This is a genomic window from Burkholderia sp. 8Y, assembly GCF_902506145.1.
In the GTDB taxonomy this organism is placed as follows: Bacteria; Pseudomonadota; Gammaproteobacteria; order Burkholderiales; family Burkholderiaceae; genus Caballeronia.
Map to the genome: position 1 here is coordinate 713,724 of NZ_LR733519.1, position 25,467 is coordinate 739,190.

Genomic DNA, 25,467 nt, shown 5'->3' on the forward strand with positions numbered 1-25,467 from the left:
GCGGCGAGGCGACGCATGGAACAGATGAAGCTGTGGTTCGAACTGCACATCTTGCAGGACCAATACATCAACGCGCTCGATAACGACAGGCTCGAAGCGTGGCCGACGCTCTTCACGGAGGACTGTCTCTACGAAATCGTGCCGAAGGAGAACGCGGACATGGGCTTGCCCGTCGGCATTATCCATTGCACGAATCAAAGGATGCTGCGTGATCGCGTGGTGTCGCTGCGGCACGCGAATATCTATGAAGAGCATAGCTATCGGCACATGACGTCGGGGCTTACCGTCACGCGTGATGAAGACGGCGTGATCGAAACGGAAAGCAACTACGTGGTGATTCAGACGCGCAGCAACGGCGAGTCGAACGTCTATCAGGCGGGAAAGTATTTCGACAAGGTCGTACGCACCGCAGAGGGTCTGCGCTATCAGGCCAAACGCGTGATCTACGACACTTCGCGCGTGCAGACGCTGCTCGCCACGCCGATCTAGGGAGCGGACATGGAACAACTGACGAATGCATGGCAAGCCATCGGCCAGCTCGACGATTTCACCGAAGGCGAGCCCGCCGCGGTTGTCGCGGGCGACAAACCGGTGGCCGTTTTCCGTATCGGCGATGAAGTCTTCGCGCTGCACGACCTTTGCACGCATGGTCACGCGCGGTTGTCGGAAGGCTTCGTCGAAGACGGCTGCGTGGAATGTCCGCTGCATCAGGGGCTATTCGATATCCGCAGCGGCGCACCGCGTTGCGCGCCCGTCACCGAAGCGGTGCGCAGCTATCCGATTCGCATCGTCGATGGACAGGTCGAGATCCATGTCGAGTAAGCCCTATGTGATCGTCGGCGCGGGGCATGCCGCGCGCCGTGCGGCCGAAACGCTGCGTGCGCGTGATGCGGAGGCAGACATCGTCATGATCGGCGACGAAGGCGCGTTGCCGTACGACCGCCCGGAACTGTCGAAAGGCGCGCTGCTTTCGGAGGAAGGCGAGCGCCGCATCTTCATTCGCGATGCCGCGTGGTACGACGCGCAACGTGTCGATATGCGGCTCGGCATGCGTGTCGAGGCCATCGATCGCGCGTCGCGAAGCGTCGTTTTGGGCGATGGCGCGCGTATCGGATACGAGCGTTTGCTGCTGGCGACGGGTTCGCGCGTGCGGCCGTTTCCCGGTCATGTCGACGAGGGCGTGATGCTGCATTACGTCCGCACGGTCGATGACGCCCGCGCGTTGCGCGCGGCGCTTCAGCCGGGCAAGCGCGTCGCGGTGCTCGGTGGCGGCTTCATCGGGCTCGAAGTCGCGGCGTCTGCGATCAAGGCGGGGTGCGCTGTCACGCTCGTGGAGCCTGCGGAGCGTTTGCTGATGCGCTCGATGCCGCGTGAAGTCGCCGAATTCCTGCATGCGTTGCATCGAACGAACGGCGTCGACATGCGGATCGGAAGCAAGCCGTTGGCCGTGAGGCGCGGGGCAGGCCACCCAATCGTCGAGACGGATCGTGGCGATATCGAAGCGGATATCGTCGTGGTCGGTATCGGGGTGGTGCCGAACGTGGAACTCGCGCAAGCGGCGGGACTCGCGGTCAACAACGGTATCGTCGTGGACGAGCAATGCAGGACCGACGATGCTTCGATCTTCGCGGCGGGCGAGGTCACGATGCACTTCAATCCGCTCGTGAAGCGTCACGTGCGCGTCGAATCGTGGCAGGTTGCAGAGAACCAGCCCGCTATCGCCGCAGCGAACATGCTCGGCGCGGAGGAGCGGTACGCGGAAACGCCCTGGCTCTGGTCGGATCAGTACGACTGCAACGTGCAAACACTCGGCCTCTTCGATGCCGCGCATTCGACGGTTCTGCGCGGCGATCCGTCGGCGGGTTCCTTTTGCGTGCTCGCGCTCGATGATGCGGGCGCGCTCGCCGCTGTCGCCGCCGTCAACGCGGGCCGGGACATGGGCGCGTGCAAGCGGCTGCTCGCGGCAGGCAAGCCGCTGGACATCGATACACTGCGCGACACTGCCGTTCCGCTGCGTACGTTGCTGAGTACTTGAACAGAGACAATGATGATTAGTACAGCGAACATTGAACGTATCGAAACCCGTCTCGTCGATCTGCCGACCATACGCCCGCACAAGCTCTCCGTCGCCACGATGCACGGACAGACGCTCATGCTCGTGAAGGTGTTCTGCAGCGACGGCGTCGTCGGCATAGGCGAGGGCGCGACCATCGCCGGCATGGCGTATGGACCCGACAGTCCCGAGTCGATGAAGCTGGCGGTCGATGCGTACCTCGCACCCGCTGCTATCGGCCGCGATGCGACTCGCATACAGGGCTTGATGGCGCACCTCGGCAAACTCGTGAAGGTCAATCACTTCGCGAAAAGCGCGCTGGAAACGGCGTTGCTCGATGCGCAAGGCAAGCGCCTCGGCGTGCCGGTGAGCGAACTGCTCGGCGGACGCCGCCGCGATCGTCTGCCGGTTGCATGGACGCTTGCTTCGGGCGATACGGCGCGCGATATCGCCGAAGCCCGAGCCATGCTGGAAGCGCGACGCCATAACATCTTCAAGCTGAAGATCGGGGCGAAGTCGATCAAGGACGACATCGCGCACGTTGCGGCCATCAAGCGCGAACTGGGCGATGCTGCGGCCGTACGCGTCGATGTGAACATGGCATGGAGCGAGACGCAGGCGGCCCGGGCTATCCCCGCGCTCGCGGACGCAGGGTGCGAACTCGTCGAACAGCCTGTCGCATCGGCCGCAGCGATGGCAAGGCTCACGCGCCGCTTTCCCGCGGCATTGATGGCCGACGAAATACTTCAGGGACCGGAGAGCGCGTTCGAGATTGCGAAGAACGACGGCGCTGACGTGTTCGCGATCAAGATCGAGCAGAGCGGCGGCCTGTTCGCGGCCCAGCGCGTGGCCCATATCGCCGATGCCGCGGGCATCGAACTGTATGGCGGCACGATGCTGGAAGGCGCGTTCAGCACGGTGGCATCGGCGCATCTGTTTTCGAGCTTCGCGAACCTGCAGTGGGGCACGGAACTCTTCGGGCCGTTGCTGATGACCGAAGAGATCTTGACGAAGCCCCTCGATTACAGCGATTTCGAACTGACCGTACCCAACGGACCGGGCCTCGGTATCGAACTCGACGAAACCGTGGTCAAGCGTTTCACGCGCGATGGCCTGATGAAATCCACCCGTTGAGAGGATAAGAGCGATGCTGTTCCATGTTCGAATGGATGTGAACATTCCCGCTGACATGCCCGTTCATGTCGCCGATGAAATCAAGGCACGAGAGAAAGCCTATTCGCAGGCGCTTCAGCGCAGCGGCAAATGGCGTCACATCTGGCGTCTGGCCGGACAGTACGCGAATTTCAGCATCTTTGATGTCGAGAGCAATGCCGAGCTGCACGAGATTCTCACTGCGTTGCCGCTCTTTTCGTACATGAAGGTTTCGGTGACGCCGTTGTGTCGCCATCCGTCGTCCATCAGAGACGACGACGCTTAAGCATCAAAGCCAAATCCCCATACGAACGGAGACATGAATCATGAGCGTCAAGGTATTCCAAAGCGAAGATGTCCAGGGCTTGTTGAAGGCTGCGGCGAATCTCGCCGGCGACGCTGGCAATGCGCGCACGAAGCAGATCACGCATCGCCTGCTGAGCGATTTGTTCAAGGCGATCGACGATCTCGACATGACACCCGACGAAATCTGGGCGGGCGTCAACTATCTGAACAAGCTGGGCCAGGACGGTGAGGCCGCGCTGCTTGCAGCGGGCTTGGGCCTCGAAAAATACCTCGACATTCGCATGGATGCCGAGGACCGTGCGACCGAGATGAACGGCGGCACGCCGCGCACCATTGAAGGTCCGCTGTATGTCGCGGGCGCGCCGCTGCGGGATGGCGTGACGAAGATCGACCTCGACGCCGACGAAAACGCCGGTCCGCTCGTCATTCGCGGCACGGTCACGGGACCGGATGGCAAGCCGCTCGCGAACGCGGTCGTCGAATGCTGGCACGCCAATTCAAAGGGCTTCTATTCGCACTTCGATCCGACTGGCGCACAAAGCGACTTCAATCTGCGCGGCGCGGTAAAGACGGATGCCGCGGGCAAGTATGAGTTCCGCACGCTGATGCCTGTGGGTTATGGATGCCCGCCGCAAGGCTCGACGCAGCGTTTGCTCAATGCGCTTGGCCGACATGGCAACCGTCCTGCGCACGTGCATTTTTTCGTGACCGCTGACAATTGCCGCAAGCTGACGACTCAGATCAACATCGAAGGCGATCCGTTGATCTGGGACGACTTCGCCTACGCGACGCGCGAAGATTTGATCCCGCATGTCGTCGACAAGACCGGTGGTCGGGAATTGGGTTTGAAGGCCGACGACTATAAAGAAATCGAGTTTGACTTCAGGCTGACGCCGCTAGTTCAGGGCAAGGACAATCAGATCGTGCAGCGGAACCGCGCTTCCGTTGCGGCGTAACCGACTGATAAGAACCCCCGCCTTGCGCGGGGGGTTTGCTTTTTGCAGCGGGCGATGATGCATCAGAACTTATGTCGCATGCCCACTTGCACGAACGTCTGACGATCCGACGACGAGGCCGTCAACGCATTGAGCGTGGCTCGCGCGGGTCGTCCTGTCGAGTCGGTGCCGCTCGCGAACTGGGTGCTGCTGATCACATAGACATCGGTTCGTTTCGAGAGGTAATAGTCAAGAGACAACGACACGGTGTTGTAGTGTGAACTGCCGATGCTTCCCACGCCCGAACCGTGCGTATAGCTGTACACCAGTTCGCTCAGCAGAGCGGGGGTCCAGTAATAGGTGGCGTTCACTTCAGCGGTATTGAACTTCGCGGTGCCTGACAGTTGCAACGGATTCGATCCGGACGAAGTATCCCCGAGGCCCTTGAACTGCACGTTGCTGTAGACGAGGCCGATGGTTGCCGGGCCGAACGTATAGCGGCCTGCCGCTGCTATCGCCTGATACGTGTGCGACGAGGCATAGCCGCTATAAATAGGGCTCGCCGTCATGTTGTTGACGTTAGCGCCCGGCACATTAGTCGGCGTCGCGGTGAAGAACGACTGATTGGGGTTGCGCACGTTCATGTACGCGGCACCCGCCGAGAAATTGCCGTAGTCGTAGCCGATGCCGGTCGACCATATCTGGTTGCGCGAGAATTCGCCGGCCTGTCCGCCGAACCCATAGACGCCGCCGAACGTAAAGCCGCCCAGAACCGGGCTCGTGTATTTGACCGAGTTGTTGACGCGCTTGCTGTTGTTCAGATTGTCCAGATCGCCCGGATGCGCCGTGGTGCCGCCGCCGTAGTTGGACGAGTTCATGCGAGTCTCGACGAACGTCACGAGCGAATCGTATTGGCGTCCGAGCGTGACCGTGCCATACGCATCGCTGGATAGGCCGATCCATGCTTGTCGGCCGAACAGTGTTCCGCCTTGCAATGATTTGCCGGTGCCGAGATCGAAGCCGTCCTCGAGCTGGAAGATGGCCGAGAGACCGCCGCCCAGGTCTTCGTTGCCTTTGAAGCCCCAGCGCGAGCCCTGCATGATGCCGCTCGATCCGCCGATCACGCGGCCGCCGCCACTGTTGCTCTGATAGTTGACGCCGTAGTCGATGAGCCCGTACAACGTGACGGACGCGGCTTGAGCCTGCCCGATGCCGCATACGGCCAAAACCGCCGCGCAGGAAATCGCTTTTCTGTTCATTGGCATAACGAATGATATTGGATTGTGGGATTCTGCGGCCATACGGAACGTATTCTCGCTTCCGTCATGCAACAGTACCCAGCCTTGATGAATCGCGTATTCGCAATCTATCAACGCGGGTTTGCAAGAACTGCAAAGCTCGCGGAAGCGCCCACGCATAAAAAAAACGCGCTGCCCGATGGACAACGCGCTTCGTTCACGCATCGTTGCTCTACGCTTCAGACCGGCTTGCCCTCGCTCGACTGCCAGTTGCGCATCAGCGTGTTGGACGGCAACGTCTCGTCGATCATCTTCTTCGCCGTCTGAATACCCGCGACCGGAAGCCCTGTCGGATCCAGCACGCCGATCTGTACGAGCACTGACGCCTGATCCCAATAGATATGCTCGTTATAGAGCTTGTCGCCGCGAAAGCAGACGACCGCGAGCATCGGCACCTCGAAGTACTTGCCCGTCGGCTCGAGGCCGGGCAGAAGCCAGTCGATCTCGCGGTCGTGCGTTGCACAGAAGACGAATTCATCGACGATGCGATCCGCGCCGATCGTGCGCGATACCGGAATCAACCGCGTATCCGCTGGATTTGCGTCAACGAAGTGATAGTTGTAGAAGCGTTTGAGTTGATCGTGGCCCACGCCGCCCGTCATCGTCGGAACGTGGTTGACGTAGGGCTGCGCGACCATCGTCGGCATGATCGCGTCGACGTCTCGCGTGGCGAACTCGTAGTAGCAGTGGCGTTCCCAAAGTGCGTCGAGATCGTGAATGGGACCAAGCACATGGCGCAGCAGCGCGACGGTACGCGAATAAGCCATCGTCGCGGCGGGCTTGTCGTAGTGCGGCCGTTCGGGCGTGGCGAACGCGTGATCGCAGCCCGGGTAGACGTGCGCGGCGATGCGCGGATTCTGCGCGAACGCTTGCAGCAGACGCTCGCGCGCATCCGGAGGACAAAATGCGTCGTTGCCCGCGAAGTGAAACAGCATCGGACAGCGTATGCGCGGCACTTCGTCAATATAGGCATCCAGTCCCACGCCGTAGTAACTCGTCGCGCAGTCAAGGTCGAGGCGCGCGGCGGCGAGCATCGCGAGCTTGCCGCCGAGGCAATAGCCGATCGCGCCGACCTTGCCCGGCTGCATCGGCAACGCGCGCAGTGCGGCGAGCGTTGAGCCGATATCGGCAATGGCGAGGTCGAGGTCTAACTTTTCGTTATAGCCGAGTGCCTCATTGAAGTCGGCTTCGCTGTAACCCAGATCGACGCCCGGTTTCATGCGCCAGAAGAGATCGGGAACGAGCACCACGTAGCCTTCTTCTGCGAAGCGGTCGGCCATCGCGCGCATGGTGCCGTTGATGCCGAAGATCTCCTGCAGCAGCACGAGACCCGGACCGGAGCCTTGCGCGGGCACGGCCTGATACGCGCGAAAGCGCCGGCCGTCGTGACTGTCGATATCGATGTAGGAACCCAAAGTCGTCTCCGTCGATGAAACGCCACTAGAGCGTGGCAAGAAGCTGTGCCTGTGTCGCGGCGCGATCCGTGGCGAGCGCCGCAGCAAGATCCCTCGCCATCGCGCCGATATAGATTTCGCTTGCGCTGCTCGAAGGCGCGTCGAGGGCGTCGAGCGCGGCGTCGGCGACTTCGGCGGGCGACAGCTTCGGGCCTTCGAAGCCGCGGCTCATGTCCGTATCGATGGCGCCGGGAAGCGCGGCGATCACGCGAACGCGATAGGGCGCAAGCTCGCCACGCAGCGATTCGGTCAGGCGCAAGGACGCTGCTTTGGACGCGCACAGCGAGCCCATTGCACGCAGGGTTGCGCGCGCCAGAATCGAAAGTACATTGATAATTGCGCCTTCGTGTGTCTTCAGTGCAGGGGCAAAGGCCCGGCACATGCGAAGCACGCCGAAGTAATTGACGTCGAGTTCGGCGCGCGCGTGCGCGATCGCGTCTTCGGCGAGGAACGCGGATTGCCGATTGACGCCCGCGTTGTTGATGAGGAGCGTCGTATCACCGGCGATGCTTGCGGCGCGTGCCACGCTCGCGTCATCGGTGACGTCGAGCGTGACGGGGACGACGCGTGCATCGAGAACCGTCGTATCGCCCTGACGCGATGCGGCATACACCTTGCCTGCCCCGCGTGCCAGCAGGCGCGCCACGAACTGCGCGCCGAGCCCGCGATTCGCGCCTGATACGAAAGCAACGGTCGTTTGATCGATCATCAGCGTCATCCCTCGATTCAGGTCAGGCGAGCGAAAAATCCGCGGGCAGGGTCACTTCCAGTAGCTCCAGATCTGCGCTGCAGTTCGCGAACGTGTAGCGCAATTGGCCGGGTATCGCGATGCTGTCGTCCGCGACGAGATGCCATTGCTGATCGTTCGCGCTCACATCCACGCTGCCCGCGAGCACGAAGAAGATGCAGAACTCGGTGTCGTGCATGCGCGCGGCATGTTGATTTTCGTCCAAGGGACGAACGACACGCACGCCCGCAAGCCCCTTCGTCGCGTGACCGATGCCGGTATCGGTCACAACGAAGCCCGGCGATTTCCACGCCGTCCAGTTCGCTTGCCTGGCGATATGGCGCACGAAGGTCTGACCGTTGAAGTCGTGCGCGGCATCGTAGCGTGCGCTGGGCAAGGTCATGTCGTGATCGGCCATCGTGATGTGCTCGGCAGGGCTGCCGAGTTCGATGACTTCCGCTCCGGCCGAGCTTTCGAGCACGCGATGACGGATCTCCGGCGGCTGCAACACGCAATCGCCTGCTTCGAGAAGGAACGGCTCGCCCTGGCCTTCGTATGCGAGACGCACCCAGCCTTTGCGGCAAAAGATGACCTGAAAGCGAATCTTGTGAAAGTGCACGTAATCGGGCACCGGGCCGCCTTCGAGAATGCGGATGTGCGAGGCGATGAACGCCCCGCCATGACGCTCGGGCAACAGATCGCGATAACGCATGCCTGCGCGGCCAACGCTCCAGTCCGCGGCATCGCCTGCGTGCGACAACACGAGTTGCTGGCGCGTCTCGGGTAGATGCATCGGCGGATTCGCGTGTACGAGTCGCACGACGACGCCGTTCGGCGCAATGATTTCGCGCGTTTCGCCGGGCGTTTTCGTGGGATCATCGCAGAGCACTTGCAGCGTTTGCAGGCCGTCTTTCACGTCGAGACCGAGGCGGATCTTGAAGGTGCCGCGCGAGAGAATCGCGGTGCGCGGTCCATCGGCGGGAAAGATTGCGTCGAGACGAAAGTTCAGGCGCGAGATGAAAAACTGCATCGTCGCGGGAAGGTCGGTGCAGCGCATCGGCACGACGAAGCCTTGCACGCCTTCTATCGCGGCGTCAGTCAGAATGGATGCTGGAACGGTTGAGTTCATATCGGATCGCGTGAGGTGTGAGGTGTGAGATCAAAGGGCGGCGCATGGCAAATGACGCCGGCCGGTGGACCTGTCAGCACACAAGCGATTCCGATGCGTCGCGGCGCGCGCGAACGAAGGCTGGTCGTTTTCATCTCGGCAGACATTGCGCGAGCCGGTCCAGTCCCGCGCGCGTCGTGCAGACGCCCGGAGAAAAGCGCAACGTGCGGCCTCGCGAATCGACGAATACGCCCGCTTCCTTCAGTTGCACGACGAGCTGTGCGGCGTCGAGATGAGCGGGCGCCTCGGCCATGATGCTGCCGCCGCGCTCATCGTCGGGCCGTGGCGAACGGAGGCGATAGCCTTTCTCATCGACCATCGCGATGAGTTCATGCGCGAGCGCGAGATTGTGCCCGCGAATGCTGCCTGCTGGCTGCGCGCGCAGCCACGACATGCCCGGCTGCGATGCGATGAAGGGCAGCACGGACGGGGTGCCCGTGTCGAAGCGACGTGCACCGTCCGCATAGGAGAACGAATCGATGTCCCAGTTGAACGGGTCTTCCTGGCTGAACCATCCACGTACGGCAGGGTTCGCATTGCCGCGCAACCCATGCGCAGCGATATAGCCGAGCCCCGTGCCGGGTGCTCCGCATAGCCACTTCAGCGTCGATCCGCATACGAAGTCGAACGGCGTCTCCCGGAGATCGAGCGGCAGAATGCCGATGCCTTGCGTCACGTCGAGCGCGACCAGACTGCCGCGGCGTCGCGCGTGCTCGCACATCGCGGGCAGATTCACGCGCTTGGACGTCAGCGAGGATACCCACGTGACGAGCGCCAGCGCCACATCGTCGTTCCACGCTCCGAGAAAGTCTTCGTCGCGTACATACGATTCGCCTTCGCGTACGCGCACGGTGCGCAGTTCGAAGCCGCGGCGCTTTGCAAGACCTGACAGCAGGAAGTGCAGACTCGGGAAGCAATCGGCGGCGACGAGCACGGTGCGGTTCTTCAGCGTCTCGTCGGCGAGGCCGTCGAGATAGCGCGCGAAGGCTTCGGTGACGTTCTGCGCGCCGAACACTTCGTCATCGTTCGCGCCGATGAGCGCGGCCCAGTCACCGAGCAGGCGCGCGCGGGCGGCGAGTGCCGCGTCCCAGCGGGTATCGTCGGCGGCGCACCAGGTATCGGCGAATGAAGCGAGGGCTTCTCGCATGGCCTCGCGATGTCCCGGATAGACACCTACCGAGTGATACATGAGCCAGCCGCTGAAGTCGTCGTTCTGATTGCGAAGGTCTTGGGTCATGGTCGTCGTTCAGATATGCTTAACGAGTTTGAAGTGATAGATCGCTATGCACGCGAGGCTCAATGCCGCGCAGGCCATCAGATAGAGCGCAGGCGAAAGCGGATTGTGCGTGGCGCCGATCATCGCGGTGACGAGCCAGGGCGTGAATCCGCCGAACGCCATGACACCGATGTTGTAAGTGAAGCCGAGGCCCGTGCTGCGAACCGAAGTCGGGAACAGAGAGGAGAGCACGGCGGCGAGCGGCCCGAAGTAGATCGCCTTGAGCGCGCCGGCCAGCACCATGATCGCCAGGAGCACCGCGAGCGACGGGCTCGACAACAGCCATGCGAAGCACGGATAGATCGTCGCGAAGGTGACGGTCGCGGAGAGCACCATCATGCGGCTGCGTCCGTAGCGATCCGCGAGATGCCCCATCAACGGCGTGAAGAACATCAGGATCGTGCCTGTCACGACGGTCGCCGCGAATCCCGTCGATGCCGGCAAATGCAGTTGCTTCACCGCGTACGTCGGCATGTAGAGAATCATCAGATAGCTCGCCGCAGTGGACACGGCCATGATGCCGGCCGCCAGAAGAATACGGCTCTTGTAGTGCGCGAGCAGATCGCGAATGGGCGCGGCTTTCTGCGTGTGCTGCGTGTTCTGCGAGGGAGCGGGCAACGTGTCGTCGATATGCTTGCGGATATACAGACCCACCGGCGCAACGAGAAGACCGAACACGAACGGCGCGCGCCATCCCCATGTCTCGATCTGCCCCGGCGTGAGCATCGTGCTCAACGCGAGTCCCGCGCACGATGCCAGCACCGTGCTCATGCCCTGACTCGAAAACTGCCAGCTTCCGAGGAATGCCTTGCGCTTGCTCTTCTGCTCGATCATCAACGCGGTGCCGCTGCCGAACTCGCCGCCGGTCGAAAACGCAATGAGAATGCGCGCGGTCATCAGGCCGATGGGCGCGGCCACGCCGATTGCCGCATACGTTGGGATCAAGGCGCAGACCAGCGTGCCGATGGTCGTCAACGCAAGCGATACGAGCAACGCAGACTTGCGCCCTCGCTGATCCGCATAGCGTCCGAGTACGAGGGCGCCGAGCGGGCGAAACACATAGGAAAGCCCGAACGTGCCGAAGGTCATCAGTAGCGACACGGTCTCGTCATGCGCGGGAAAGAAGAGCTTCGACAGCGTGACCGCGAAGAAACCGTATGCGGCGAAATCGAACCATTCGAGCGCATTGCCGATACTCGTCGCGACGATGAGCCGCCGCAACGGTTTCGCGCTTAGGGGCCGCGAGCGATTCTCGATGACAGTCGAATCCATGGTGTGCGTTCCGATTCAGGAAGTGGAGCTTCGAAAACTGCGATGTGAGTTCAGCGCGCGCCGGGAACAGCGGGCTCGCCCAAGTCCCAGAAGACGCCGGTCATCAATTGCAGGGCTTCACGCATCACGGGCGCGAGAACGTGTTCGTCGGGCGCGTGCTGCCGGCAGCCGGGGTACGAATGCGGAATCCAGATGGTCGCGAGATTCAGCGTATCGGCGAAACATTCGTTGGGTATCGTGCCGCCGAGGTTTGGCAACAGGGTGACGGGCTTGCCGGTCGATGCCTCGATCGAACGCTCGGCGAACGCGACCCACGCATCGTTCGGATCGAGGCGCGTCGCGGCGCCCGATGCTTCGATCGTGACTTCGATGCCGTCGAAACCTTCACGCGACAGATGCTGCTCGATGAGTTCTTTCGCGCGCAGCCAGTCGGTGCCGACGACGAAGCGCAACTGACAGACCGCTTCCGCTGCGCGCGGAATCGCGCTAACAGGATTCGCGATGTTGCCGGAATTCATCGCGAGCACTTCGAGCGTGTTCCATGCGAAGACGCGCTCGGCAGGCGTGAGTCCGGGTTCGCCCCAATTCGACGACAACGCCGGGTCGCCATCCTCTCCGCCGACCACGAGCTCTGCGACACGGGCGCGGACTTGCGGCGGAATCGGCGGCGGCAACAGGCCATTGATGCGAATGCGCCCGTGTCCATCGACAAGACTGGCAATCGCATTCGCCAGCACCGTTGCGGGGTTCGCGAGCACGCCGCCCCAGTTGCCCGAGTGACGCGCGCCGGCCGGGTTGTTCACACGCAAGCGGAAATGCAGGGCGCCGCGCGAACCGAGAAAGATGGTCGGCGACGCGGCGCGCTGGCGCGGTCCATCGGATGCGATCAACAGATCGGCGGACAGCCGTTCGCGCAAGTTCTCGCAGATGGCATCGAGCCCCGGCGAGCCGACTTCCTCGCCCATCTCGAAGACGATCTTGGCGTTGAAGCCGAGTTCACCGCGCTCGGCGAAGACCGTCGCGAGCGCGGCGAGATTGATCGAGTGCTGCGCCTTGTTATCCGCGATGCCGCGTCCAAACCAGCGATCGCCTTCGACGCGGACTTGCCACGGTGAACGATCGTTCGTCCAGTGGGACGCGTCGCCATCGATCACATCGCCATGGCCGTAGAGCAGCACCGTCGGACGGTTCGGCGATTCGATGCGTTCGCCCACCAGGAACGGCGGCATCCCCGCGACAGGGTTGTCGAGGATCTCGCAGGCGAAGCCCATTTCCATGAGCGTGCTTTCGATTTCTTCGCTCAAATACCGGCGCAGGATCGGTGCCGCGTCGGGGCGCTGGCTTTCGGTGGCGAGCGCGACGCGGCGGCTCAGCGTGGCGAGGAAATCGCCGCTGTCGAAGTGCGAACGGGCGAGGGCGAGGGCGCTTCGTCGGGACATGTCGTGGGGTGTTGGGGTCAGCGTGGAATCAGGTTAGCCTTGCCGAAGCATTTTTGTATTCGCAATCAATCAAGGTACATTTGCGTTTTACTCAAACCTCCGGCCTTGCCGATATCCGCCATGCGCAAGCTGCTCGAGCCCTCGCTGTACTACTTCTCCGTGGTTGCGCAGGCCGGATCGCTGAGTTCGGCGACCGAGAAGCTCGGTCTGACCGTTTCGGCGCTAAGCCGGCATATCGCCAAGCTGGAGGGCGATCTGGGCGTGCCGCTCTTCGAACGCCATGCGCGCGGCATGGTGCTGTCCCATGCGGGCCGGCTCTTGCTGCGACATGCGCAACGCACGCTCGCCGATGCCGAGTCTGTCTTCGAGGAAATTCAGGGTGAAGCGCGGCGGCGCGCGCGCACGCTCACGATTGCCTGCACCGAAGGTTTCGCGTTCGACTTTCTGCCGGTGTCGCTCGCAACCTTCTGCGGCAAGCATTCCGACGTCGCGATCCAACTGGAAGTGGTGCCGTCGGATCGGACGAGTCAGATGTTGCTGTCGGGCGAGGCGTCGATTGCGCTCGCGTTCAGCTTCAAACCGGAGGCGGGCGTGGTCGTGCAGTTCACGCAGCGGGCGCCGGTGATGGCGCTGATGCACCGCGAGCATCCGCTGGCGCAGCATTCCAGGATCGCGCTGAAGGAGTTGACCGGGTATCCGGTGCTGTTGCAGGACAAAGGGACGACGAACCGGCAGCTTTTCGATATCGCGTGCAATGTGGAGAGCATCGAAATCCTGCCCGCCATGACGAGCCGATACGTGGCGGCGCTCTATCGCTTCGCGCAGGTCGTGCCCAATGCGATCATGCCGTCGGGCTATGTGTCCGTCGCCAAGCGCCTCGCTGCCGACGAACTGACCGCTATACCGTTCCAGAACCCGTTGCTGACGCAGCGCCGCCTGCAAGTGCTCTCGCTCGCGGGAAGACAGCTCGGTCCGCTCGCGGAAGAGTGTCTGCGCTGGATCATCGACGATCTGGAGCGGACTTCGTCTGAACAGCCCGAGTTGACCGGGAAGGCTTGAGCAAGCACGCGATGCTGCGCGTTCATTCAAGCACTCTCGCGGTCGATGATCGCGAAGCCCGTGTCCACTCTCAATGCCGGCTCGGCGCGCTGCTTCGCGTCCAGCCTGCCCAGGAGCGCCTCGGCGGCCAGCCTGCCGATCGATGCACCGTCGATCCGCACCGTCGATAGCGACGGATGAACGTGCGCCGCCGTGCTCAGGTCGCCGAAGCCCATGACGGCCACGTCGCGAGGAATGGCGATGCCGCGCTTCGCCGCCTCCGCGAGGATGCCCTGCGCGAGCGTGTCCGTGCTGCACACGATGACATCGGGCAAGCCTTGGTCGAGCAGGCGCACGAACCCTTCGCGCCCTGTCTGCAGCGTGGCCGGGGCGGGCACCACCTGCATCGGCACGTCGTCCATGTCGTGGCGTTTCAATTCGTCGATCAGGCTCGTGCTTCGCCGCATGCCGCGAGGATCGTCAGCCGTTAGGATGGCGAAACGTCCATAACCCTTCGACAGCAGATGACGCGCGACCGCAATCCCAACCGCCTCATGTGAGAAGCCGATGAGCATGTCGATAGGGTCGTCGGTGAGATCCCATATCTCGACGATCGGCACCTTCGTCCTGCGCAGCCGCTCGCGCGTGAGCGGCGAATGCTCGGTGCCGGTCAGGACGATGGCGTCCGGCCTTCGCCCGAGCAGTGTGCCGACAAGCTGTTCCTCCCGCTCAGGAAGATAGTCGGTCAGGCCGAGCAAGGTTTGATAGCCGGCCGGTGCGAGCGTCGTCATCAGGCTCTGCACCATGTCCGTGAAGATCGATGTCGCGATGGTCGGCAGCAGCAAGGCGATCAGATGGCTCTTGTTTGTCGCCAGCGCGCCCGCCAGCAAGTTCGGCACATAGCCCGTGGCTTGCACGGCGTCCATCACTCGACGGCGGGTTTCCTCGCGGACAAGCTCGGGACGTTTGAGCGTGCGCGACACGGTCATCGCGGTGACGCCCGCGAGACGCGCGACATCTTCCAGCGTCACGCTGTCGTTCGCCTGTGGTGGTTGGCCGCTTGCCGGCGCGTAGGTCTCTTCCATTCCCGCTCCCTTGTCACGCTCGATTGTATCGATACCTGCGCAGCCGCTGAAGGCGCCTTAACGTCAGACGTCATATCTCCAACGAGCGGGAAAACCCGGATTCACGCTATGTTTGCGCTAACATAAGCTTCGTAACCGTGAGACATCGCACAACTTGGCGGAGACGATGATGGAGAGAGGCGTACAACGAACAGCAAGCCCGATCGCCGGGGGCAAGGCAATCGACACGGCGGCGAGCGCGGACGGCCATGCAGCGCGCTACGCGGGACGCAGCAAGGCGCGCTTCCTGATCGTCTTCATGCTGTTTCTCGTCACGACGATCAATTACGCGGACCGCGCGACCATCTCCATCGCCGGTTCGTCGATTCAAAAGGCACTGCATATTTCGCCGGTCGAGATGGGCTATATCTTCTCGTCGTTCGCATGGGCATATGTGATCGCGCAGATTCCGAGCGGCTGGCTGCTCGACCGCTTCGGCTCCAAGCGCGTCTACGCGTGCAGCATCTTCTTTTGGTCGCTGCTCACGGCGGTTCAGGGCTTCGTTGCCGCGCTGCCGGTTGGCGTGGCGTTCGCGACGCTCTTTCTGATGCGCTTTCTCGTCGGCGCGGCGGAAGCGCCGGCCTTTCCGGGCAATGCGCGCTTGACGGCCACCTGGTTCCCGACGGCCGAGCGTGGCACGGCGTCGGCCGTGTTCAATTCGGCTCAGTACTTCGCGACGGTGCTTTTCTCGCCGATCATGGGCTGGATCACGCACGCGTACGGCTGGCCGCAGGTCTTCTACGCGATGGGCGCGCTTGGCATCCTCGTTGCCGCCCTGTGGGTGAAGACCATCTACGCGCCGCGTCAGCATCCGCTCGCGAACGAGGCGGAGCTTCGCTATATCGCCGACAACGGCGCGATGGTCGATCTCGAAGACCGGCAGGTCGCGAAAGAACGCCGCGCCGCACAGACGCATACGAAGAACAGCGGCACGCATGGTCGTCATGCGCTCGCGCAATTGCTGAAGAGCCGCATGATGCTCGGCGTGTTCATCGCGCAGTACTGCATCACGACGCTCACGTATTTCTTCCTGACCTGGTTCCCGATCTATCTCGTGCAAGAGCGGCATATGTCGATCCTGAAGGCGGGCGTCGTGGCATCGATTCCCGCTATCGCCGGCTTTCTCGGCGGCCTGCTCGGCGGCGTGGTGTCGGATCGGCTGATGAAGCACGGATTCTCGACGAGCACCGCGCGCAAGGTGCCGATCGTCGTCGGCCTGTTGCTCTCGACGTGCATGATCGCGTGCAACTACGTCGATAACCAGTGGCTCGTGATCGGCATCATGGCGGCGGCGTTCTTCGGCAAGGGCATCGGCGCGCTGGGCTGGGCCGTCGTGTCCGATACCGCGCCGAAACAGGCGAGCGGCCTGTGCGCGGCGCTCTTCAACACCTTCGGCAACACAGCGGGCATCACGACGCCGATCGTCATCGGCTATCTTGTGCAGGGAACCGGCTCCTTCGCGGCGGCGCTCGTCTTCGTGAGCGTGAACGCTTTGATCGCGATCATCTGTTACCTGTTCGTCGTCGGCAAAATCGAACGGTTCGAGCTGGCCGAATGAACGGTTGCAAGGTGGCGTAATATGTATTAAAGCTTAGGAAGCCGAAGAAAAGTGCCGTCACATCGAAACGACGCGCGCATTGTTCACATCAACCCGATGGTATTTCGCTCATGTCCATGACCTCGACTCGCGTCAACGCGACGCCCACCGTTACCGAATTGCGCGTGATTCCCGTCGCGGGCCGCGACAGCATGTTGATGAACCTTTCGGGCGCCCATGCGCCGTTCTTCACGCGCAATATCGTGATTCTCAAGGACAGCGCGGGCAACACGGGCGTCGGCGAAGTGCCGGGCGGCGAGAACATCCGCAAGACGATCGACGACGCGCGTTCGCTCGTCGTCGACGAGTCCATCGGCAACATGCAGGCGGTGCTGAATCGCGTACGCACGCAGTTCGCCGATCGCGACGCGGGCGGTCGCGGTCTGCAAACCTTCGACCTGCGCACGACCATTCACGCCGTCACCGCGCTCGAAGCCGCGTTGCTCGACCTGCTCGGTCAGCATCTCGGCGTGCCGGTCGCGGCGCTGCTCGGTGAAGGCCAGCAGCGCGACGAAGTGGAGATGCTCGGCTATCTGTTCTACATCGGCGATCGCAACCAGACCGATCTGCCTTATGCGTCCGGCGAAAACGGCAAGGACGAGTGGGAGCGCCTGCGCACCGAAGTCGCGCTGACGCCCGAAGCGGTGGTGCGTCTCGCGGAAGCCGCGCAGGCCCGTTACGGCTTCAACGACTTCAAGCTGAAAGGCGGCGTGCTGTCCGGCGATGCGGAAATTGAGGCCGTGACGGCGCTCGCCGAACGCTTCCCCGATGCGCGCGTCACCCTCGATCCGAACGGCGCGTGGTCGCTTGCGGAAGCCGTTCGCCTGTGCCGCGACAAGCACGACGTGCTCGCCTACGCGGAAGACCCGTGCGGTGCGGAGAACGGCTACTCGGGCCGCGAAGTGATGGCTGAGTTCCGCCGCGCGACGGGTCTGCCGACCGCAACGAACATGATTGCGACGGACTGGCGTCAGATGGGCCATGCCATTCAATTGCAATCGGTCGATATTCCGCTGGCCGATCCGCACTTCTGGACGATGCAAGGCTCCGTGCGCGTCGCGCAGATGTGCAACGACTGGGGTCTCACGTGGGGCTCGCATTCGAACAACCACTTCGATGTGTCGCTCGCGATGTTCACGCACGTGGCGGCCGCCGCGCCGGGCAAGATCACGGCGATCGACACACACTGGATTTGGCAGGATGGGCAGCGCCTGACGCGCGATCCGCTGCAGATTGTCGGTGGCAAGGTGAAGGTGCCGGCCACGCCGGGTCTGGGCGTCGAACTCGACATGGACGAGATCGAGAAGGCGCACGCGCTTTATCTGGAGCACGGGCTCGGCGCACGCGATGACGGCATCGCGATGCAATATCTCATTCCCAACTGGAAGTTCGACAACAAGCGGCCTTGCCTTGTGCGCTAACGCGCGTCAGCACGCGAGCCTGCATCATTCCGCGAAGAGGTCAGGACCGAAGACCTCGTAGTGGATTCGCGTCTCGTCGATGCCGAGTGTGCGCAACGCATCGTGCTGCAAGCGCATGAACGGAATCGGACCGCAGATGTAGTAATCGGCTTCAGGAAGAAGAACCTCGTCCTTCAGCTGACTGAGATCGATAAAGCCTCGCCGGTCATAGTCTTCGCCTTGCACATCCGTAGGCAAAGGGTCGTCGTAATAGACCACGGCCTTGAAGTTCGGCTGAGTCGCCGCGGTTTGCTTGAGCCGGTCGCGCATGGCATGAACCGCGCTGTTACGCGCGCCATGCACGAATACCACCTGCCGATGCGGGTTCTGAATCGCACGCTTGAGCATGCTGACCATCGGCGTGAGGCCCACGCCGCCGCTTATCAGCACGATGGGCGTCGTTGCGTCCACATCGATATGAAACGTGCCGTAGGGCGCGGCGATCAGAATCTCGTCGCCGACCTCGACGTGACGATGCAGCAGCGACGACACATAGTCGGGCGGTCGCGCAGCATCGCCGTCTTCACGCTTGACTGAAATGCGATACGTCCGTCCGTTCGGCATATCGGACAAACTGTACTGGCGGATCTGACGCAATTTGAGCGCGGGCACGTCCACTGCGACGCTCACGTATTGCCCCGGCTCGAAGTTCATGGCGGCCTGACCATCGGCGGGTTCAAGAACGAATGACGTAATCACACTGCTGTCTGGACGCTTCTCTTTCACGACGAAGCGCCGCCAGCCCGTCCATCCGCCCGCAGCCTCCGACGACTTTTCGCGCAGCGCCTTCTCCATCGCGATCAACACGTCGGCAAGGTTCTGGTAAGCCTGCGCCCATGCGCCGATGATCTCGTCCGTCGCGGCATCGCCCAGCACGTCCTTGATCGCGCCTAGCAGATGCTCGCCGACGATCGGGTAATGCTCGGGCCGAACGTCGAGGCTCGCGTGTTTGTTCGATATGTTCCTGAGCACGGCCGCGAGGCTCTCCGGATTCTCGATGTTCTCCGCATACGCGTAGACGGCGCGCGCCAGCGCCGTCTGCTGCTCGCCTTGCTCTTGATGCGCCATGTTGAAGACGTTCTTCAACTCCGGATGCGCTTCGAACAACCGGATATAGAAGCGTTTAATGATCGGCAAGCCGTGTTCGACGAGCACAGGCGCGGTTGCCTTGACAATGTCTTTCGTCTCTTGGCTGAGCACGTTGTGTCTCCTGTCGATCGTCCGTCCACCTTTGCGCAGCAACTGGCATACCGCGTTTAGTCTTCCATCGGGCTTACAGGGGCGCGACGGACGCGCTTTCGAGGCGCTTGCTGAGCACTCGCGTCTTCTGCTTTTCTGGATAACACCAAAGCAGAACTCTCGGCATTAATCGAATGAGTTTGTGTTGGGAAAGTCATTGCCTTATGCGCTAAAGTCGGCCTCGTCGCTATCCGCGTTTGTCTTGTTCACCAGGGGATGATCATGTCTGTCCTTCCATTCGCCGAATCATTCGATCTCGAAGCCTCTTTTGGCGACGTACATGAATACTGGTCGCCGAGAGTCGTCGCGCAGGTGAACGACCAGTATGTGAAGGTCGCGAAGGTGCGCGGCCAGTTGGCGTGGCACGACCATGCGAACGAGGACGAGTTGTTCTTTATCGTACGTGGCAACCTGAAGATCGAATACGAAGGCGGCCGAGCCGTCCACTTGCCCGCCGGGTCATTGCATGTGGTGCCGCGCGGCACACTGCACAATCCCGTCGCCGATGAAGAATGCTGGATCGTTTTGATCGAGCCGGTACAGACGAAGCATACGGGAGACGTGCAATCGCCACTCACGAGGACGATCGAGGAGCAGTTGGGGCAACGGCCCTAAGCGAATATGAGGTTCGGCACCTCATGATTCACTGACGACAATGACTGCCTCCGAAGTAATAGAACGACAGACACCCTCAATCGATGCGTTCAATACAACATTCTTCCGTGCCGCACGCTAAAATCCTGCTCGAAAAATAACCGCGCTTCGGCGGTCCTCGAGTGCCGCCTAACGGCGGCTGCGGCTAAAACGAGGACAAAAATTGAACATCGAACGCCCCACCGTAAGCAACGTCCGGCCTTCCTTCAGCGACCATTCGAACGATATTTTCTTCGCGGCAGTTTCCACGACACGCATGCCGATGCTTGTCACCGATCCGAATCAGCCCGACAACCCAATTGTGTTCGTCAACTCCGCATTCCTCAATCTGACGGGGTATAGCGTCGAGGAATTGATTGGTCAAAACTGCCGCCTTCTGCAAGGGCCGGAAACCAGCCGGGCCACAGTGTCAGAGATTCGTGACGCCGTCCATCAGGGCCGCGAGATCAATATCGAGGTGCTGAACTATCGCAAAGACGGATCGACATTCTGGAATGCGCTTTTTGTCTCTCCGGTCAGGAACGAAGCGGGCGACATCGTCTATTTCTTCGCCTCTCAACTCGATATCAGCCGCCGTCGCGATGCAGAAGAGGCGCTGCGGCAATCTCAGAAAATGGAAGCACTCGGGCAATTGACCGGGGGCATCGCGCACGATTTCAACAACCTGCTGCAAGTGATGAGCGGCTATGTCGATGTGATGAAGCTCGGCATCGAGCATAGGTTCGATCTGAGTCGGTTCGTCATGCCCGTGGAGCGGATGCGCGATGCAATCACGCGCGCGTCCACGCTTACCCAGCAATTGCTTGCGTTCGCGAGAAAGCAGGAATTACGCGGTCGAATCATCAATCTCAATTCGCGGCTCGCCGACATCAGAGAGCTTGCGGAGAACACGTTCGGCGACAGCGGGGCCTTGAACTTCGTCCCGGATCCAGCACTGCGTAACTGCCAGCTCGACGCTTCTCAGTTGGAGGTGGCTGTGCTGAACCTTCTCTTGAACGCTCGCGACGCCCTTCACGGGAAGGACAACCCTCAAGTCACGGTGCGTACCGGTAATCTGTCATTGACCGACCGCCGGCCTATCGGTTTCGCGCAACTCACGCCCGGCGAGTATGTCTGGGTGTCGGTGAGCGACAATGGCACAGGCATTCCTCCCCATATTCTCGCGCACGTCATGGATCCTTTCTTCACGACGAAGGAAGAAGGAAAGGGAACTGGATTGGGACTGTCGATGGTCTATGGTTTTGCCAGGCAATCGGGCGGGGCGGTCGACATCTACTCGGAGCCGGGCCACGGCACGACTGTGAGACTCTACTTTCCCGCAGTGGCGGCGGAACCGTCGCTGGAGCAGCGGCAAAGACGTGCTGCTGAATCGGCGGCTAACGAGACGATCCTGGTTGTCGATGACCGGCCCGACGTGGCGGAAGTCGCAGCAATGATTCTGCATCAGGGAGGGTACGAGACCCTCGTCGCACACGGCGCGCATGACGCTCTCGAGATACTCGGCCGAGATCCGAAGATCGAGTTGCTCTTCACGGACCTCATCATGCCCGGCGGCATGAATGGAGTGATGCTCGCGCAAGAGGCGAAGCGGCGCAAGCCACAGTTGCGCGTCTTGCTGACCACCGGATACGCGGATACGTCAATTGCAAGAAACGACATAGACGGCACTGAGTTTCCGGTGCTTCACAAGCCCTATCAGGCCATCGAACTGCGTGCGGCGATATCACAGGCGCTGCACAATCCGGGCACGGATAGTTGACGACGTCTCTGCGTAGTCGCGTCGCTATGCCCGTTCTGCCGCCGCTTGCAGTGCTCGCATTAAGGCGTCCACGCGTGCTGCTGGAAAGCTTCTTCGAGCGGCGGATGAGTGACGCTTGCGGTGTAGTTCGTCATGGTCGACGCAGCCACGATAAGAATGACGTCGAGCACCCGTTCCTGTTCGAAACCCGCGCGAGTGAAATACGCGACTTCTTGTTCCTCCACGCGGCCACGCGTTTGGATCAATGCGCGTGCAAGGCGAGAGAGTGCGGCGAGGTTAACGTCTTGAGGCAGGCGGCCTTCGCGGATAGCCTGCACATCCGCTTCGCTCAGACCTGCCCGCAATGCAAGGAAAGAGTGGAACGCAACCGGCCATGTGGAGCCGTTTGTCACGGCGTTCGTGAGCAGTAAGGTCTGGATCTCCGCTTCCGTGAAGCTGCCGCCATGCACTTGCTCGAACACAGCGGCGAGACCGTTGATGAGCCTGGGCGCGCCGGCCATCGCGCCTGCAATGTTAGGCACCATGCCAAACGCCTTCGCAAGGCCATTGAGCGCGGGCTTCGATTCTGCAGGAGCGGAGTCGAGCGTATGAATGGGAAAGTGAGCCATGTTGTGTCCTCGGACATTGACGATTGACGCCAGAACGATTCGGGCGACACACAAAGCTTAGTGAGGCAAGGGCATCTGGCCAATTACATGGCATGTAATCAGTCCACGGCTATGCGCGCGCGGTTCGTAGCAATGCGATATGCCGCGCTTCGGTTTCCCTGTCGGCGGGAAACATGCACTCGATCCGCAATTCCTGCGCAGCCACTGTCGACGGTGTTCCAACCGTCGTGATCATCGAGAAGTAATGGAGTACTGCGCCGTCTTTGACAAAGCCCATAGGCACGATCGGCAGCGTGGACGAGGACCCCGTCATCGCCTCCGATCGCCATTCGGGGCGCACCTCTGGATAAGCGAGTAGCGCATCGAGCAGTTGCTGCGTACGGAGGTCCACGACATGCCCGACTGTTTCACGATGCACGCGCTGTATCAGACTGCGGGCCACTGTTTCCCAATCGGCGAGATGCGGGCGCATGCCGTTGGGATCGAACATCAGATGCAGGATGTTGCGCGGCCCGGTGCGTGCCGCCATATCGATGAAAGAGTTGAAGAAATGCGGCGTGGCACGGTTCGTCAGGACTACGTTCCAATAGCGATCCATGACGATTGCGGGGAAAGGCTCGTGTTGCTGTAGCATCCGCTTGGCGGCACGCATCACCACCGACATCTCATCGTCGTTCCATCCTGCCTCGGAATACATCGGCGCATAACCGGCGGACAGGAGTAGCGCGTTGCGCTCGCGCAGCGGTACGTCGAGCGATTGGGCGATGTTCATGAGCGTTTGCCGCCCCGGCACACTCCGCCCGCTTTCGATAAAGCTGATCTGGCGCTGAGAGATGCCTGCAATAAGGGAGAGATCGAGTTGGCTGACCCCGCGCACTTCCCGCCAGTGACGGAGCAAGCTACCCAATTCGTTTGATGCCCGTTGGCGGAGGTCCGATGCGCTCATGGTTATCTCTCTGTATTACGGCAAACGTTTTCGGTCTACGCGCGGCGTGTGCTGAGGATAACGACCCGCGACCATTTTCACGCAATTACATCAGATGTCGTTGCGGCCGGTACATAAGGCGTCGAATACCGCAGACGGCATCTCTCGCAGAAGGCTACGGGGATTGGAAACGCTCAGCCGCTCGGATTTGTTCACATGTCATGCGTGACATGACAGCATGCGCGAACCTGCTACAACCCTGACGCTCGCGTTCGAGATGTACTGGAATAGCGGTCCGGTGATCGCACATCGATATCCCGAGCGAGGCATCGCGACGCGGCCGATATCGTTATCGGTGGCGCGCCATGCGTAGTCATCGTGCGCCGTATGCGAAGTGACGACGTGCACTTGCAAATTGGGCTTGACCTAAGCGCCGTCAATCCGCTTCAGACCAGATGCTTAAGCCGGCGTCGCATCAAAACAACTGGCCATCCAGTGGCAGCAGGTTGGCGAGCTTGACGGCGGTGCGACGTTCAGTGCCATCGGCGTGGATCGACCGGATCATGACGCGCTTGCCGCGCGCTTCGCCAAGAACCTCGACGATGCGGTCCCCGTAGCGCGCGAGGGTGCCGCGAGACGGTTTGAGCTTGATGCGACGACGATCGGTGGATGGACTCATGGCGAGAGAGTAAGGGCGTTGCCCGATTATGCCAAGCCGCGTGCGTGGCTGCGGCGCTCGACTCTCGCGTCGAATGACCACGGCGGTCTGCGCGCTCCCCCACATACGCCGCTTGAATGGCAACGCCACAGCGTCTACAGTGAGCTCTGGGCTTTCGAACGGCCTTAGCACCCCTTACGTTAATTGGAATCGAACGAAGGATGCGATATGAACAAAGCGCCAGTTCCCGCCATCATGGATCAGCCTTCTCCTGAGCGACTTTTACAGATAGGCATGGGTTTTTGGGCGTCCAAGACGCTTCTGTCGGCGGTTGAGCTTGGTTTGTTCACCCAGTTGGCCTCTGGTCCACGAGAGGGGGCAGAACTTGCGAAGGCCGTGGGCCTGCACGCCCGTGCGGCTAACGACTTTCTCGATGCCCTCGTCGCTCTCGGCCTGCTCGACCGTGAAGGAAGCGTCTACAGCAATACAGCGGACACCGATTTGTTTCTTGACAGGGCCAAGCCTTGTTATGTCGGCGGACTGCTGGAGATGGCTAACGCGCGACTATATCCGTTCTGGGGCGCGCTCACCGAAGCTCTAGTCACCGGCCTGCCGCAGAACGAAGCAAAGCGCGGTGGCAATCCGTTCGACGCGATCTATCGCGATGAAGCGTCATTACGCGGCTTCCTTCAGGGTATGACCGGCGTCAGCCTCGGAACGGCGCGCGCCATTGCACAGGCGTTTCCCTGGGGCGACTATGGCACCTTCATCGATATCGGGGCGGCGCAAGGCGCGCTGCCCGTGCAAGTTGCACTCGCGCACCCGCATTTGACCGGGGGAGGTTTCGACTTGCCGGCAGTCGGGCCGGTTTTCGACGCATACGTGGCCCAACACGCACTGAGCGATCGTCTGCGCTTCTACTCAGGCGACTTCTTCAAAGACGAATGTCCGTCCGCGGACGTGCTCGTCATGGGGCATATCCTGCACGATTGGGCACTGCCACAAAAGCTCGAGCTACTCAGAAAGTGTCATGCAGCATTACCGCCGGGCGGCGCGCTTGTCGTCTACGACGCCATCATCGACGATGACCGCCGTGAGAACGCGTTCGGCCTGCTGATGAGCCTGAACATGCTGATCGAGACTCCGGGCGGCTTCGACTACACGGGCGCCCAATGCCGCGAATGGATGGGACAGACAGGCTTCCGTGACATACGCGTCGAGCCGCTCGTCGGACCCGATTCCATGGTGATCGGTTTCAAGTGAATGTGTTACAGCGACCGGGTCGGCAAAGAAAGAACGGCCTGCTTCGATCGATGATTCGCTGT

General features: G+C 61.5%; 24 protein-coding genes. 12 read left to right on the forward strand and 12 right to left on the reverse strand.

All coding sequences use genetic code 11. The annotated features are described in order from the left end of the window. Window positions 1-15 precede the first annotated feature (15 nt). The 6 genes from andAd to catA are packed head-to-tail and all read left to right on the forward strand — an operon-like array spanning window position 16 to window position 4,467. Window positions 16-489, forward strand: coding sequence for an anthranilate 1,2-dioxygenase small subunit AndAd (gene andAd, locus GV035_RS03105; protein ID WP_159833272.1), 474 nt, complete (start codon window positions 16-18; stop codon window positions 487-489). 9 nt (window positions 490-498) lie between these two features. Next, window positions 499-822: an anthranilate 1,2-dioxygenase ferredoxin subunit AndAb gene (gene andAb / locus GV035_RS03110; RefSeq protein WP_159833274.1), complete on the forward strand. Its 324-nt coding sequence runs from the start codon at window positions 499-501 to the stop codon at window positions 820-822. Further along, complete coding sequence (gene andAa, locus GV035_RS03115) at window positions 812-2,035, forward strand: anthranilate 1,2-dioxygenase system ferredoxin--NAD(+) reductase (RefSeq protein WP_159833276.1); 1,224 nt, start codon at window positions 812-814, stop codon at window positions 2,033-2,035. Before andAb ends, andAa begins: the two co-directional genes overlap by 11 nt. Before the next feature lie 15 nt (window positions 2,036-2,050). Then, entirely contained in the window at window positions 2,051-3,187 is a 1,137-nt protein-coding gene (locus GV035_RS03120; RefSeq protein WP_159834933.1) for a muconate/chloromuconate family cycloisomerase, read from the forward strand. Window positions 3,188-3,200: 13 nt separating this feature from the next. Continuing rightward, window positions 3,201-3,491 carry a muconolactone Delta-isomerase gene (gene catC / locus GV035_RS03125; RefSeq protein WP_159833278.1) on the forward strand — a complete coding sequence of 97 codons (291 nt, stop codon included), beginning with the start codon at window positions 3,201-3,203 and terminating at the stop codon, window positions 3,489-3,491. Window positions 3,492-3,531: 40 nt separating this feature from the next. Next, window positions 3,532-4,467, forward strand: a complete 936-nt coding sequence (catA, locus tag GV035_RS03130; RefSeq protein WP_159833280.1) for a catechol 1,2-dioxygenase — start codon at window positions 3,532-3,534, stop codon at window positions 4,465-4,467. Between the two features lie 62 nt (window positions 4,468-4,529). Here catA and GV035_RS03135 read toward each other — a convergent pair whose 3' ends face one another. The 7 genes from GV035_RS03135 to GV035_RS03165 form a co-directional block, all read right to left on the reverse strand. After that, window positions 4,530-5,705: a porin gene (locus tag GV035_RS03135; protein ID WP_442859515.1), complete on the reverse strand. Its 1,176-nt coding sequence runs from the start codon at window positions 5,703-5,705 to the stop codon at window positions 4,530-4,532. Between the two features lie 218 nt (window positions 5,706-5,923). Further along, entirely contained in the window at window positions 5,924-7,159 is a 1,236-nt protein-coding gene (locus tag GV035_RS03140; protein ID WP_159833284.1) for a dienelactone hydrolase family protein, read from the reverse strand. 25 nt (window positions 7,160-7,184) lie between these two features. Beyond that, on the reverse strand, window positions 7,185-7,907 hold the full coding sequence (locus GV035_RS03145) for an SDR family NAD(P)-dependent oxidoreductase (protein ID WP_159833286.1): 723 nt from the start codon (window positions 7,905-7,907) through the stop codon (window positions 7,185-7,187). Window positions 7,908-7,929: 22 nt separating this feature from the next. Beyond that, window positions 7,930-9,054, reverse strand: a complete 1,125-nt coding sequence (locus GV035_RS03150) for a cupin domain-containing protein (protein ID WP_159833288.1) — start codon at window positions 9,052-9,054, stop codon at window positions 7,930-7,932. 130 nt (window positions 9,055-9,184) lie between these two features. Beyond that, complete coding sequence (locus tag GV035_RS03155; RefSeq protein WP_159833290.1) at window positions 9,185-10,330, reverse strand: aminotransferase class V-fold PLP-dependent enzyme; 1,146 nt, start codon at window positions 10,328-10,330, stop codon at window positions 9,185-9,187. A 9-nt stretch (window positions 10,331-10,339) separates the two neighbouring features. Next, window positions 10,340-11,641: an MFS transporter gene (locus GV035_RS03160; RefSeq protein ID WP_159833292.1), complete on the reverse strand. Its 1,302-nt coding sequence runs from the start codon at window positions 11,639-11,641 to the stop codon at window positions 10,340-10,342. A gap of 50 nt (window positions 11,642-11,691) precedes the next feature. After that, the gene (locus tag GV035_RS03165; RefSeq protein ID WP_159833294.1) at window positions 11,692-13,080 is read right to left on the reverse strand and encodes a M20 family metallopeptidase; all 1,389 of its coding nucleotides are present in this window, start codon (window positions 13,078-13,080) and stop codon (window positions 11,692-11,694) included. 120 nt (window positions 13,081-13,200) lie between these two features. On the opposite strand from GV035_RS03165, the gene GV035_RS03170 reads away from it, so the two are divergent. Further along, window positions 13,201-14,139 (forward strand): LysR family transcriptional regulator, encoded by a 939-nt coding sequence (locus GV035_RS03170; RefSeq protein ID WP_159833296.1) that lies wholly within the window; start codon window positions 13,201-13,203, stop codon window positions 14,137-14,139. Window positions 14,140-14,165: 26 nt separating this feature from the next. Here GV035_RS03170 and GV035_RS03175 read toward each other — a convergent pair whose 3' ends face one another. Next, window positions 14,166-15,203, reverse strand: a complete 1,038-nt coding sequence (locus GV035_RS03175) for a LacI family DNA-binding transcriptional regulator (RefSeq protein WP_159833298.1) — start codon at window positions 15,201-15,203, stop codon at window positions 14,166-14,168. Between the two features lie 169 nt (window positions 15,204-15,372). On the opposite strand from GV035_RS03175, the gene GV035_RS03180 reads away from it, so the two are divergent. Together GV035_RS03180 and gudD are read left to right on the forward strand one after the other, a co-directional pair. Further along, window positions 15,373-16,800: an MFS transporter gene (locus GV035_RS03180; RefSeq protein WP_159833300.1), complete on the forward strand. Its 1,428-nt coding sequence runs from the start codon at window positions 15,373-15,375 to the stop codon at window positions 16,798-16,800. A gap of 110 nt (window positions 16,801-16,910) precedes the next feature. Then, the gene (gene gudD / locus GV035_RS03185; protein ID WP_159833302.1) at window positions 16,911-18,260 is read left to right on the forward strand and encodes a glucarate dehydratase; all 1,350 of its coding nucleotides are present in this window, start codon (window positions 16,911-16,913) and stop codon (window positions 18,258-18,260) included. A gap of 24 nt (window positions 18,261-18,284) precedes the next feature. Here gudD and hmpA read toward each other — a convergent pair whose 3' ends face one another. Next, window positions 18,285-19,499 carry an NO-inducible flavohemoprotein gene (gene hmpA, locus GV035_RS03190; protein WP_159833304.1) on the reverse strand — a complete coding sequence of 405 codons (1,215 nt, stop codon included), beginning with the start codon at window positions 19,497-19,499 and terminating at the stop codon, window positions 18,285-18,287. A gap of 261 nt (window positions 19,500-19,760) precedes the next feature. On the opposite strand from hmpA, the gene GV035_RS03195 reads away from it, so the two are divergent. Beyond that, a complete protein-coding gene (locus tag GV035_RS03195; protein WP_159833306.1) occupies window positions 19,761-20,153 on the forward strand; it encodes a cupin domain-containing protein in 393 nt (130 codons plus the stop codon). 202 nt (window positions 20,154-20,355) lie between these two features. Beyond that, window positions 20,356-21,951 (forward strand): histidine kinase famiy protein, encoded by a 1,596-nt coding sequence (locus GV035_RS03200; protein ID WP_159833308.1) that lies wholly within the window; start codon window positions 20,356-20,358, stop codon window positions 21,949-21,951. Window positions 21,952-22,010: 59 nt separating this feature from the next. Here the strand turns inward: GV035_RS03200 and GV035_RS03205 are convergent, their stop codons facing one another. The 3 genes from GV035_RS03205 to GV035_RS03215 form a co-directional block, all read right to left on the reverse strand. Further along, window positions 22,011-22,559 carry a carboxymuconolactone decarboxylase family protein gene (locus GV035_RS03205; protein WP_159833310.1) on the reverse strand — a complete coding sequence of 183 codons (549 nt, stop codon included), beginning with the start codon at window positions 22,557-22,559 and terminating at the stop codon, window positions 22,011-22,013. 109 nt (window positions 22,560-22,668) lie between these two features. Beyond that, window positions 22,669-23,505 carry a helix-turn-helix domain-containing protein gene (locus GV035_RS03210; RefSeq protein WP_159833312.1) on the reverse strand — a complete coding sequence of 279 codons (837 nt, stop codon included), beginning with the start codon at window positions 23,503-23,505 and terminating at the stop codon, window positions 22,669-22,671. Between the two features lie 454 nt (window positions 23,506-23,959). Further along, window positions 23,960-24,163 (reverse strand): hypothetical protein, encoded by a 204-nt coding sequence (locus GV035_RS03215; RefSeq protein WP_159833314.1) that lies wholly within the window; start codon window positions 24,161-24,163, stop codon window positions 23,960-23,962. A 207-nt stretch (window positions 24,164-24,370) separates the two neighbouring features. On the opposite strand from GV035_RS03215, the gene GV035_RS03220 reads away from it, so the two are divergent. Then, a complete protein-coding gene (locus GV035_RS03220) occupies window positions 24,371-25,405 on the forward strand; it encodes a methyltransferase (protein WP_159833316.1) in 1,035 nt (344 codons plus the stop codon). Window positions 25,406-25,467: the final 62 nt, after the last annotated feature.

Coding starts and splice junctions, on each gene's coding strand:
- GV035_RS03135 (WP_442859515.1), bottom strand. CDS start 5,705: ATGAACAGAAAAGCGATTTCCTGCGCGGCGGTTTTGGCCGTATGCGGC.
- GV035_RS03180 (WP_159833300.1), top strand. CDS start 15,373: ATGGAGAGAGGCGTACAACGAACAGCAAGCCCGATCGCCGGGGGCAAG.
- GV035_RS03170 (WP_159833296.1), top strand. CDS start 13,201: ATGCGCAAGCTGCTCGAGCCCTCGCTGTACTACTTCTCCGTGGTTGCG.
- GV035_RS03210 (WP_159833312.1), bottom strand. CDS start 23,505: ATGAGCGCATCGGACCTCCGCCAACGGGCATCAAACGAATTGGGTAGC.
- andAd (WP_159833272.1), top strand. CDS start 16: ATGGAACAGATGAAGCTGTGGTTCGAACTGCACATCTTGCAGGACCAA.
- GV035_RS03160 (WP_159833292.1), bottom strand. CDS start 11,641: ATGGATTCGACTGTCATCGAGAATCGCTCGCGGCCCCTAAGCGCGAAA.
- GV035_RS03220 (WP_159833316.1), top strand. CDS start 24,371: ATGAACAAAGCGCCAGTTCCCGCCATCATGGATCAGCCTTCTCCTGAG.
- andAb (WP_159833274.1), top strand. CDS start 499: ATGGAACAACTGACGAATGCATGGCAAGCCATCGGCCAGCTCGACGAT.
- gudD (WP_159833302.1), top strand. CDS start 16,911: ATGTCCATGACCTCGACTCGCGTCAACGCGACGCCCACCGTTACCGAA.
- GV035_RS03150 (WP_159833288.1), bottom strand. CDS start 9,054: ATGAACTCAACCGTTCCAGCATCCATTCTGACTGACGCCGCGATAGAA.
- GV035_RS03205 (WP_159833310.1), bottom strand. CDS start 22,559: ATGGCTCACTTTCCCATTCATACGCTCGACTCCGCTCCTGCAGAATCG.
- GV035_RS03145 (WP_159833286.1), bottom strand. CDS start 7,907: ATGATCGATCAAACGACCGTTGCTTTCGTATCAGGCGCGAATCGCGGG.
- GV035_RS03155 (WP_159833290.1), bottom strand. CDS start 10,330: ATGACCCAAGACCTTCGCAATCAGAACGACGACTTCAGCGGCTGGCTC.
- GV035_RS03215 (WP_159833314.1), bottom strand. CDS start 24,163: ATGAGTCCATCCACCGATCGTCGTCGCATCAAGCTCAAACCGTCTCGC.
- catC (WP_159833278.1), top strand. CDS start 3,201: ATGCTGTTCCATGTTCGAATGGATGTGAACATTCCCGCTGACATGCCC.
- catA (WP_159833280.1), top strand. CDS start 3,532: ATGAGCGTCAAGGTATTCCAAAGCGAAGATGTCCAGGGCTTGTTGAAG.
- andAa (WP_159833276.1), top strand. CDS start 812: ATGTCGAGTAAGCCCTATGTGATCGTCGGCGCGGGGCATGCCGCGCGC.
- GV035_RS03175 (WP_159833298.1), bottom strand. CDS start 15,203: ATGGAAGAGACCTACGCGCCGGCAAGCGGCCAACCACCACAGGCGAAC.
- GV035_RS03195 (WP_159833306.1), top strand. CDS start 19,761: ATGTCTGTCCTTCCATTCGCCGAATCATTCGATCTCGAAGCCTCTTTT.
- GV035_RS03165 (WP_159833294.1), bottom strand. CDS start 13,080: ATGTCCCGACGAAGCGCCCTCGCCCTCGCCCGTTCGCACTTCGACAGC.